General features: G+C 51.4%; 8 protein-coding genes. 1 reads left to right on the forward strand and 7 read right to left on the reverse strand.

Going from position 1 to position 11,165, the window contains the following annotated elements; genetic code table 11:
• The 5 genes from Q0294_RS08645 to Q0294_RS08665 all read right to left on the reverse strand — a co-directional run.
• The coding region (locus Q0294_RS08645; RefSeq protein ID WP_299463417.1) for a DUF1549 domain-containing protein at window positions 1–2,196 on the reverse strand (2,196 nt) is incomplete at its 3' end.
• Between the two features lie 155 nt (window positions 2,197–2,351).
• A complete protein-coding gene (locus tag Q0294_RS08650; RefSeq protein ID WP_299463420.1) occupies window positions 2,352–3,119 on the reverse strand; it encodes a 3-hydroxybutyrate dehydrogenase in 768 nt (255 codons plus the stop codon).
• Window positions 3,120–3,123: 4 nt separating this feature from the next.
• A complete protein-coding gene (locus Q0294_RS08655; protein WP_299463423.1) occupies window positions 3,124–4,056 on the reverse strand; it encodes a 3-hydroxyacyl-CoA dehydrogenase family protein in 933 nt (310 codons plus the stop codon).
• A gap of 29 nt (window positions 4,057–4,085) precedes the next feature.
• A complete protein-coding gene (locus tag Q0294_RS08660; protein ID WP_299463426.1) occupies window positions 4,086–5,288 on the reverse strand; it encodes an acetyl-CoA C-acetyltransferase in 1,203 nt (400 codons plus the stop codon).
• Window positions 5,285–7,324, reverse strand: coding sequence for an AMP-binding protein (locus Q0294_RS08665; RefSeq protein WP_299463429.1), 2,040 nt, complete (start codon window positions 7,322–7,324; stop codon window positions 5,285–5,287). Before Q0294_RS08665 ends, Q0294_RS08660 begins: the two co-directional genes overlap by 4 nt.
• A gap of 311 nt (window positions 7,325–7,635) precedes the next feature.
• On the opposite strand from Q0294_RS08665, the gene Q0294_RS08670 reads away from it, so the two are divergent.
• Window positions 7,636–9,708, forward strand: coding sequence for a M20/M25/M40 family metallo-hydrolase (locus tag Q0294_RS08670; protein WP_299463432.1), 2,073 nt, complete (start codon window positions 7,636–7,638; stop codon window positions 9,706–9,708).
• A 21-nt stretch (window positions 9,709–9,729) separates the two neighbouring features.
• On the opposite strand, the gene Q0294_RS08675 is transcribed toward Q0294_RS08670, so the two are convergent.
• Together Q0294_RS08675 and Q0294_RS08680 are read right to left on the reverse strand one after the other, a co-directional pair.
• On the reverse strand, window positions 9,730–10,854 hold the full coding sequence (locus tag Q0294_RS08675; RefSeq protein ID WP_299463435.1) for a DUF481 domain-containing protein: 1,125 nt from the start codon (window positions 10,852–10,854) through the stop codon (window positions 9,730–9,732).
• 102 nt (window positions 10,855–10,956) lie between these two features.
• Window positions 10,957–11,165, reverse strand: a 209-nt coding sequence (locus Q0294_RS08680) for a hypothetical protein (protein WP_299463438.1), incomplete at its 5' end; no start/stop codon positions are given.

The following is an 11,165-nucleotide window of genomic DNA, read 5'->3' on the forward strand; positions in this document are numbered from 1 at the left end:
GAGTTCGAAATCCTGTTTGGACCATTCATCAAACGGATGTTTGTGACATTGCGCACAATCCAGCCGCATTCCCAGAAACGTATAGCCAAACGCCAACGCTTTATCGGACGGAACCGACATATTATCCCGCGCCCAATAGTGGGGCATTGTGTTGTCGAGTGCGGTAAAGTCGGCCCGCTCTGTTAAACGTGTAAATTCACTCTGCTGCGCCATAAATTCTTCAAACGTCTGTCCCGGCAGGCGGCTCGTTCCCAGAATGATGCCGGATACGATTTTGTCCCAGCCAATATTATCTTCCACGCGACGTCTGATCCAGGCATTCCATTGACCGGCGACCGGCTGTGCCATTTCCGTCCCGCCAAGATAACCGGCGTTACTGCCTGTCAGATCGCAAAGTTTCATGCTCCACCAGGCCACATACGCCGGCCGCTTGAGCAGTTCTTCGATTTTTTGACTGCGTTTTTCTGCTGATTGATCTTTGACAAACGCACGAATCTCATCCGGCGTGGGCAGGGTCGCCGTCAGATCCAGACTGACTCGCCGCAGAAATTCATCATCCGTACACAAACCGGAAGGTTCAATTCCCAGTTTTTTCAGTTTGTTGACAACGTGCTGATCCACTTCCGTCGGCGTCGGCACATTCGGATACGCGCCCGGTTGATATTTTTGCACGGGTAAAATCACCTGCGTCGAAAAGATCCCGTTGTCGTAATATGAAATCACGTACGTATCGCCGGGCTCTTTCGAGCGAATCTCGCCTTCCGGTGTGACTTCTGCAACACTGTCATCTTTCGATTCAAACCGGGTCAGACAGGTCACATCTTCCCGCGTGCCATCCGACCAGACGGCAATCGCTTTAATATTGGCGCTTTCGCCCTTTTCAGAAAAGACGACCTGTTTCGGTGTGACATCCAGGCGAACAAATTGCGGCGCATCCTTCCCGATGGAATTGGCTCCGCCCGCAATCCACTGCCGCAATAATTTCTGTTCCCAGCCCCCCGGTGGCAGACGCAGACCTCCTTCATGTTCGTCAGCGGATGTGGGTTTGTTCAAAACCAGACTGTCTTCCGGTTTCTGTTTGTCGATCCGTTCCAGGAGGTTATCATGATCGAGTTTGAAGTCGTAACCAAACATCGACAGTTGAAACCCGCCACGTCCCTGAAAAGAGCCATGACAATTGCGACTGTTACACCCCAGCCTGCCCAGGAGCGGTATCACATGTTTCTGAAAATCGGGTTTAAGGTTCTCGCCCGCGGCGATGCGATTCTGAATCGGCTCTAAAACTGGTTTCACGGTCAACGCATCCGACTTCGCAAAGCGCAAGGATTCCGATTTCGGCTTCTCCTCTGTCACGTCAGAAAAGACACTGGTTTTCGGTAGTTTTTTCCTGATCTGGTCGACGGCGTCTTGCGAGAGTCCGGTATGATAGAGTTCCAGCCCTTTCAACTGTGACATTTTTGAGAATGAATCAATACTATCTGGGTCTAACGCATCACGATTGAGCGCCAGATATTCGAGTTGAGGTAAGCCGGCGATATCAGACAGTCGTTTTCCCTGGACCTGAGTACGGGCAAGATAAACGATCTTCAACTGCTTCAGTTCTGCCAGAGCAGGTAACCCGGCGTCACTGACTTTCGTACCGGAAAGAAACAGCACCTCCAGATTTTTCAAACCCGCCAGATGCGACAGGCCTTGATCTGTGACATTCGTATTGTTTAAAGAAAGCACCTTGAGTTGCGACAGATGTGTTAGCTGCGCCAGTCCCTCATCAGAGACTTTCGTATGATCAAGATAAAGTCGCTCCAGCTTGTGGAGCCCCTTCAGATTGGAAAGTCCTGCATCGCCGACCGCCGATTCAGACAGCATTAATGTATCGAGATTCGTCAAGTGTCGAATGTGATCCAACCCTGCATCGCCGATGTGAGGACAGACAATCGCCAGATAATCCAGCTGATGAAACTGTTCAAGATGTTCCAGCACATCCAGCGTGACATGCGGCTTACTCAGACGAACCAGCCGCACAGAACCATCTTTGTTCTGTTGCAGATTCGTATAGAAACGGCGTAAACCTTCGACGGCGATCTGCTCGGGCGTTTTGGCAGCAATCGACGTTTCAATCTCAGCCGCTGTGGCCTGATATGAGAAAACGACCAGAAGCATCAGCCATGCCACGATCGACAGTCGTTGAAACTGCATCTGTCACCTCATCGAAAACGAGTCCCAACAGGCATTTTTCGAGCCGCTTATATAAGCACACTTTAATACGTCACCCCTATCTAAGCAATCTTAAATAAATGCTGTTTCGAGATTTTTGTCGATTTCAAGGCAGCGATGCCGTTCTCGCGGATCTCTTATTGTGCGGTCCAGCCGCCATCAATCGTCCAGCACGCACCCGTGATCGATTTTGCATTGTCTGAACAGAGATAACTCACCATCGAGGCCACTTCTGTGGGTTCAATCATTCTGCCGGTCGCCGAAGCTTTCAGAAACACCTGACTTTCCACTTCTTCTACACTGATTCCCAGTGTTTGCGCCTGCGCAGCGATCTGCTGTTCCACGAGCGGCGTGCGGACATACGCGGGGCAGATCACGTTCGCCGTGATCCCGAACCGACCTCCTTCGAGCGCCGTGGTTTTCGTCAGACCCACCAGACCATGTTTGGCTGCGATGTAGCCGACTTTGTTCAGGGAAGCAACCTGTGAATGAATCGACCCCATATTAATAATGCGGCCCCACTGCTTCTGCTTCATAGTAGGAAAGGCATATTTTGTGAGCAGAAACGGCGCCGTCAGCATCACCTGCAGCATTTTTTCCCAGACAGTTTCCGGAAACTCTTCCAGAGGGGAAATATGCTGAAAGCCGGCGTTGTTAACCAGAATATCAACCGCACCGAATTCCTGAACCACACGCTCGACCAGTGCCTGACAACTCTCTTGTTTAGAGAGATCAGTGGGAACGAACTCCGCGGATTGAGTTTCATGTTTCAGGTCCGACAGAAATTCGGGTTCGTTCAAGTCGGCAATCACGACATTGCAACCGTCGTTAAACAGCGTCTTTGCAATTTCGGCTCCGATGCCACTCGCGGCTCCGGTGATCAAAGCCGTTTTGATGATCGACATTTCTTTATTCCTCGCGCAATACTTGTTGAATCCGGGCCAGTTTCTCATCTCTCCAGGCCGTCCATTCGCTACGGCTTTTCTGTTTCAGATACGCTTGTGTCCCGGCGACCGCCTTCTGTTTTGCAGATTCGGGAATCGTCGTCCAGGTTTGCATCTCTTTCCAGTATTCTTCGAACGAGGCGCCGATCGTATCGAAAAACTTCTGATATCCCCCTTCACCGCCGCCCAGTTCATAAATCAGATGCTGTCCCATCATCGCCCAGCGTAAACCGGGACCCTGACAGAGTGCGGCGTCGATATCCTCCACACTGGCAACTCCTTCATCCAGCAACGCCAGCGACTCCCGCCAGACAGCCGCTGCCAGACGATTCGCAATGTGGCCAGGCACTTCCTTGTTTAAGACAACAGGATGTTTTCCTAATTGAAAGAAAAACGCTTTAACCGTTTCGACGGTAGCAGCAGCCGTCTGATCACCAGAGACTAGTTCGACCAGTGGAATCAGATGCGGCGGGTTGAAAGGATGCGCAATCAATGCACGTGCGGGATGCTGCATGACAGACTGCATCCGCGTCATCAAGAGACCGGAAGAACTGCTGGCGAGAATCGCGGTCTCGGGGGCATACTGTTCAAACTCGCGATAGACGTCTGCTTTGATCGCGTAATCTTCGATCACCGATTCCTGGACATAATCAATGTCTGACAGTAACTCCTGCATCGAACCCACGATTCGCAGATTTGCCTGGCCTGCATTCGACGCTTCGGATGAAATCAATTTCAGTTCAACCAGACGCTGCAAGTTATGGACGGCGATCTCCAGCGCCTTTCGTTTGACGTCCTGATTCACGTCATAAATGCGAACGTTTAACCCCTGTGCGGCGAAAAATGAGGCCCAGCTCGCGCCGATTAATCCCGCGCCCAGAATTCCGATATCCTGCATGATGTTGACTCTCTCTGTTTCCAGAATGACTATTCTTCCGCTGCTTCAAACAACATCGCGATCCCCATCCCGCCGCCAATGCACAGTGAGGCAATGCCGCGCGGGGTTTTGCGTTTCTGCATTTCGTGCAGTAGCGTCACCGCGATTCGGGCGCCACTCGCGCCCAACGGATGACCAAGCGCAATCGCTCCGCCATTTACATTCACACGCGTGTCATCCCAGCCCAACGTCTTTCCCACGGCAAGCGATTGAGCAGCAAATGCTTCGTTGACTTCCAGCAGATCGATGTCCGCTAAAGAAAGTCGTTCTGCCTTCAATAAGTGTTGTATCGCGTGCGCAGGCCCCATGCCCATAAACTTTGGGTCCAGACCCACATTGGAAAACGCGCGAATCCAAGCCAAAGGTTTCAAATTGTGTTCCTCGACAAAACTTTCGTCGGCGATGAGCAAAGCTGCTGCACCATCATTGATGCCGGATGAATTGGCGGCGGTTACCGTTCCGTCCGGTTTAAAGGACGGACGCAAACAGGAAATCGTCTCCAGGTTCGTTTCTTTTCGTGGATATTCATCGACGGAAATGAACTCAGGATCGCCTTTCCTTCTGGGAATCGGCACACTGACTATCTCGTCGTCAAATTTCCCTGCCTCTCGCGCGACCTGATAACGCTGCTGACTTTGCACTGCGTAGCGATCCTGTTCCTCGCGTAATACTTCATATTTTTCCGCCAGATTCTCCGCGGTGATTCCCATGTGGCAGTCGTAAAAAGCGTCCCACAGCGCGTCATGGATCATCGAATCCACCAGTTGCTGATTTCCCATTTTAAAACCGGTGCGCGCCCCCAGTAGCAGATAAGGCGCGTTGCTCATACTTTCCATGCCGCCGGCCATCACGACCCGCGCGTTGCCGCACAAAATGGACTGCATGCCCAGCGCCACGGATTTCAAACCGGAGCCGCAAACCATATTCACAGTGGTTGCCGGAACGTGGTAAGGCATCCCGGCATGGACAGCCACCTGCCTGGCCGGATTCATTCCACAGCCAGCGGTAAACACCTGCCCCAGAAATACTTCATCGACCTGCTCGGCACTCAGCCCGCTTCGCCGGAGTGTTTCCCTGACGGCAATCGTGCCCAGTTGTACTGCCGATACATCTTTGAAGGCGCCGTTAAAGGCACCAATGGGTGTTCTGGCGGCGCTTAAGACGGCGACTCGTTTCTGTTCCTGCTGACTCATGTTTCTGAACCTTCATATAAATCTCGTAATTTCCGACGCATCACTTTATTGGACGCGGTTCGCGGCAGTTGAGCAACCGCGCGCACAGCATGAATCTTAAACAGGGGATTGAGCTGACTGCGAATGAGCTGCTGCATTTCCTGCTGTAACTGGTCGGCAGTAAATTCCGTCTCTCCCTGCATGACGACAAAAATCACCAGCAGACTCGGTCCGCCTCCTGCGGGAGGAACGGCAATCGCAGCGACCTCTCTGACGCCGGCTGCCTGCGCGAGCAACTCTTCAATCTGCACCGAACTGACTTTGATGCCCCCTAAATTCATGGCATCGTCAATCCGTCCGTGCGCCCGAAAATAACCGCCGGGTAAGGCTTCGATCTGGTCTCCGTGCCGCCGAAGAACTTCCCCATCGGGTCCGGGGGGAATGTCAGCAAAGTAAACACCATGATGATCGCGATTGATCAGCCGAGTAGATAAACCAATCACCGGGGGTGCAAAAAAGACCTCGCCGTTTGTTGTTTTCTGGCCTGCTTCATCCAGCAGTAACCAGGAAAAACCGACCGCCGGACAGGAAAACAGACCGGGCACCCCGGGTTTCAGAACCGTGCCCGTAATATAACCGCCCCCCGTTTCTGTACCGCCACAGTATTCAATCACCGGACGATACCCGGCACGCGACATCAGCCACAGCATATCATCGGGGTTCGAACATTCGCCCGTCGAACTGAATACTTTGATCTGCGACCAGTCCAAACCCGCCACACAATCCTGACTGCGCCAGGCGGAAACAAGACTGGGAACCAGCCCCAGCATATTGACTTTTGCATTCTGGACAAATTCGCAAAACGCGCGGCTGGTGGGTACCGCATCGGTGAGCGCGATCGTGGCATCGTTGATCAAAGAGGCATACACCAGCCAGGGTCCCATCATCCAGCCCAGATTCGTCGGCCAGCACACCACATCACCGGCATGTATATCGTGATGCAGATAACCGTCACCAGCGGCCTTAATTGGCGTGGTCTGATCCCAGGGAATGCCTTTCGGGCTGCCGGTGGTGCCTGAAGAAAAGAGGATCGTCGTTTCATCGTGCGGATTGCGGGCAACCCAGTTTAAATTTTGATCATCTGACAGGAACTCAGCCCAGAGCCGATCTCCTGAACGCAGCGAAACCTGCAGAGAGTCGCGTTCCGGAAGCACAATCGCCGGTAATGGGTTTTCCTGACCCAGCTTGGCGTAGAGCGGCAGTTGTTTTCCGTTCCGGGAAATCACGTCCTGTATGAAAATCAGGCGGGGCTCGGTAATCTGAAGCCGCACACGCATTTCTTCAGCCGAAAAACTGTCCGCGATGGTCACAACCACACAACCGGCGGCGATAATCCCCAGAAAAAGCGCCACCGATTCCACCGTCATCGGCATCATCACCGCCACACGCTCACCCGGTTGGATGCCCGCTTCCTGAAGTCCATTGGCAACGCGTGCAGTAAGCACTTTCAATGCCTGATAACTGAGTTGTTGTAACTCGGAAGTTCCTGTTTGAAACACAATCGCTGTCTGCTCAGATTTGTTCCGGAAACAGCTTTCCACAATATTCAGTTGCGCGCCGTTGAGCCATTCGACCTGTTCGACGCCTGCACTCAAATTCATGACCTGTTGAGGCTGCTGACGAAACTGTATACCGAGTGAATCGATCAGTTTCTGCGTAAACACTTCCCGGTTCTGCACTGACCAGTCCTGCAATTGATCCATGTCATTCAAATTCAAATCGCGCAACCACTCCGCCAGATGGGAGTGCGACAATTCCTGTTCTCCCGGAAACCAGGCGGGCGCTGGTATGCCCTGTTCGATTCGCTGCTGAAACACCCGCTGATAGAGGAGCCGATGAATGGAAAACGGCAACTCGGGGGTCAGCACCTGTGTGATCAAATGCTGCCAGACAGCAGCGTCTCCCTGAACGGGGATCTCCTTGAGTGTATTGGTTAACCTGTCTGCTTCGTCCGAAGAGAGTCCACAGTCCATGAGCGCAGCGGCGGGAAGATCCATTGATGGTCCCATTTTCAAGCGGGGAAATCGTTTTTTCGTCTAAAACAACAAACTCTACCCGCTCTGCGATCAATTCGCCAGTTCAGGCCTGCTCCTCGTAAGATCAACCTCAAAAAAGAGTTCGGAACCGTCACGAATTTTGATTTATCTTAAGAACCTGACTTCCATTCAGCACTGCAAATGCGAAAATAGAAACTGATTGGTCGTGATGCACAATACAGATGAACGTGGAAATTCCAACACGTTCCCGTTTGCAAACGTATTGACGATAAACCAGCTTTTTACAGGCAAATTTGAGAGAAAGAAGACTTATGTCTGTTTTGAAAATAGATACCACTCCCCGGAGATCTTTTGCCGGCATCTGTTTCCTGGCTTTGACAGGACTGAGTGTTGTACTCGCTCAAAGCGCCTCACGCGTCCAGGGAGAGACTCCCGCAAAAACGGCCACACCGGTTGTGAAATCGGAACAGGATCCACAGCTCAACCAGCGGATGCTGGACGCGATCAAATATCTGGCTTCGGATGAAATGGAAGGGCGTGGCGTTGATACGCGGGGAATTAATCTCGCCGCTGATTATATTGTCAAAGAGTTCAAAGCAGCTGGCCTGAATGTGCAGACTGTGGACGACGGTGCGTTCCAGAAATTCACAATTAATACTGGCAGTAAACTGGGACCAGTGAATGAACTTCAGTTAGCGGGTCCTGACGGTAAAACCATCCCATTGGTTTACGACAAAGATTTTCGTGCCTGCTCTTTTGGAGGTTCAGGAAAATTTGATGCCGATCTGGCCTTCTGCGGATATGGCATCGACGCAGAGGATGTAAAATACAGCGACTATGCCGGCCTCGATGTCAAAGACAAGGTTGTCATCATTATGCGACGGACTCCACAGCAGGGGGACAAAAACAGCCCGTTTGCCGGCGCACATGGTATTTCGCGTTATGCGGCATTGCGTTACAAAGTCAGCACGGCGTTTGGTAAAGGCGCCAAAGCGATTTTATTCGTCAACGATTACTACTCGACCGAAGAAAATAAAAAAGAAGCGAAAGAGCTAGAACGGGATGCCGTTGAAGAACTGGTAACAGCCACGGAAAACTGGGAAAAAGCAAAAGACGGCAAACAGGCAGACGCCGATCGGGAATTGAAAAAAGCGTTGCACGGAGTTCAACAGTCCCGCAAGCGTATAAAAGACGGGAATTTTGATGTGTTAATGGATTTCGGATACGCCGGCGGTGGTGAAGGACGTTCGATTCCCATTGCTCAGATCTCCATCGAAAAATGCAATCAACTCTTAAAAGACGCTGCAAAACCCACACTTCAGGAACTCGAGAGTACCATCGATGACGGCCTGAAACCTCAAAGCTTCGTACTACCTGACTGGAAAGCCAGGGGAGAGATTTCGGTAGAGCAGGTCCGTACTGAAATCAAAAATGTAATCGGCGTTCTGGAAGGCAAAGGGCCTTTTGCCGATGAAACGATTGTCATCGGCGCTCATTACGATCATGTCGGTTTTGGCGGCGAAGGTTCATTGGCTCCCGGTTCGACCGACGTCCATAACGGGGCCGACGATAACGCTTCCGGAACGGTCGCGTTAATTGAACTGGCACGCAAACTGGCAGCCCGCAAAACGCCACTGCCACGACGAATCGTGTTTATCGCGTTTACCGGAGAAGAACGCGGACTGATCGGGTCTGCCCACTATGTCAAAAATCCCCTGTTCGATATCAAAAATACGGTCGCCATGCTCAACATGGATATGGTGGGACGACTGACGGATGACAAACTGACCGTCTTTGGAACGGGAACAGCGCCCCGCTGGAACAAACTGGTTGAAGAAACCGCCAAAGCATACGACCTGAAGCTCTCACTCAAGCCTGAGGGCTTTGGCCCCAGCGATCATAGTTCATTTTACGGCAAACAGATCCCTGTGTTGCACCTGTTTACGGGGACCCACACAGACTACCATCGTCCGTCCGATGACTGGGACAAAATCAATATTCCGGGCATGCAGCGCATCATCGGTTTTCTGGAAGAAATCGCTATTGCCACCGCAGAAAACCCGAAACGTCCCGAGTATGTTAAAATCGAACAGCCTGCCACCGCAATGCGATCCGGTAATCGCCCCTACTTTGGCAGCATCCCCGACTTTGGCGTCGAAGGCCCCGGTTATCACATCTCGGGCGCTGCTCCTGACAGCCCTGCGGACAAAGCAGGACTCAAAGCCGGTGATACCATCATCAATATGGGGAAAACAAAAATCGACGGCCTGGATGATTTCGATCTGGCGTTGAGAATGTTTTCGTCCGGTGAGGAGGTCGAAGTCACTGTGCTGCGTGACGGAAAACGAGTCAAACTGATGGTCAAACTAGGTAAACCTAAATAACATCATGTTTGACCGTTGCTCCTATTTTCTCGTGTAAACCAGGGAAACACTGCCCGTGTAGTCATTTTTCTTACGGCCCGCGTTGGGAGACGAGTTATAAATCTGCAGTAAACCGAATTTCAGATTCCAGCGGTCTTTGTTATCCAGCTTGAACAGAAGTCCGGTTTCGGTTGTAACACGCAGGATCGAAGAAACAGTACCGGTATCCATACTGGGGGTCCAGGTCTGTTTATGTTCCAGTTGCGCGTGATCTGACAGAGGCCAGCGAAACTCCAGTTCCGCAAAGATATCGAATGTCGTACGTCGCAAGGTCGGGCTGTTATAAATTTCGCGCGTACCACCGGGTCCCAGACGTACGATCAGTCGTTTATCCTTCTCATTGATGAACCGATACCCCAAACCGGAGGAAATCGTTCCGCGCCAATCCAGATTTTCAAATTCATCGTACGTATTTTTATTGGTCACGAAGACAATCCAGTCTGTGGTACGCGCGACATCCAATGTCGCGTTCCCATACCAGCGATTCGCGTCCCGAACTCCATTAGACTCCCCCCAGCGACCGCCAATTTCAAACTCGAACAAATTATCATTGTCGGACTTTTCCAGAAACAGGCCCGTGGTTACATAATCCCGATCGGTATTTCCTCCCAGAAATGTTCCGCCCAGCTCCAGACGTTTTGTCCAGACCTCAACTTGCTCCCAGCAGCGATCATAATATTCTTCGATCTGGTCAAGTGGGAGCACATTCATAAATTCCGGCTCTGGCCCTGGCGGTATCTCTCCCTCTAACTCTGCCGTCATCATCGGAGGCAATCCAGACTGGGCATCCCCTTCACCATTCACCAGAAGCTTTTCTTCCTGAGCTGAAGAATCAACCTCTGGTTGCATAGCCCCATATTCCAGTCGATCGACCAACCCCAACAAAATCGGTCGTACCTCGCCATCTGGCAGGCGGAACAGAATATTCCCCTCTTCCAACCCGATGCTTTCACCTGAAAGATGTTGGCCATCTTTCAGATACAACGTTTCCGGGCCGGTATCATCACCAGTGAAAGCAACTCCGGGAGCGCTCAGCACATAAAGCAGATGAATCAGGATCAATCGAAACAGATATTTTGTTTGGTACAGAAGGCGGGAACAACCCATTTAACCATCCGGGGCTGGATAACTCAGTTGTGAGATATGAAACAGGAGATTAATGAAAGAGAACGATCTGACGGGGGGAAGGGCCGGTAATTCTAGTGCTGATCAATATTTACTGCAATGCGATTCTCGCGAAGATCTCAGAGAAATCGTCTTCAGCTGGCGTTTTTTTACACCCAAACCAAAAAAACCACAACCTGTTTCATGATAACCACTTACGTATATTTCAATTTTCGTCACGTAAAAAACCTCAGTTTGATCCCCCGTTCTTGCCGGTGAAAGCAAAAGCAGCAATTCTACCGGTTGAATTACCA

The organism is uncultured Gimesia sp. (assembly GCF_937919775.1).
GTDB lineage: Bacteria > Planctomycetota > Planctomycetia > Planctomycetales > Planctomycetaceae > Gimesia.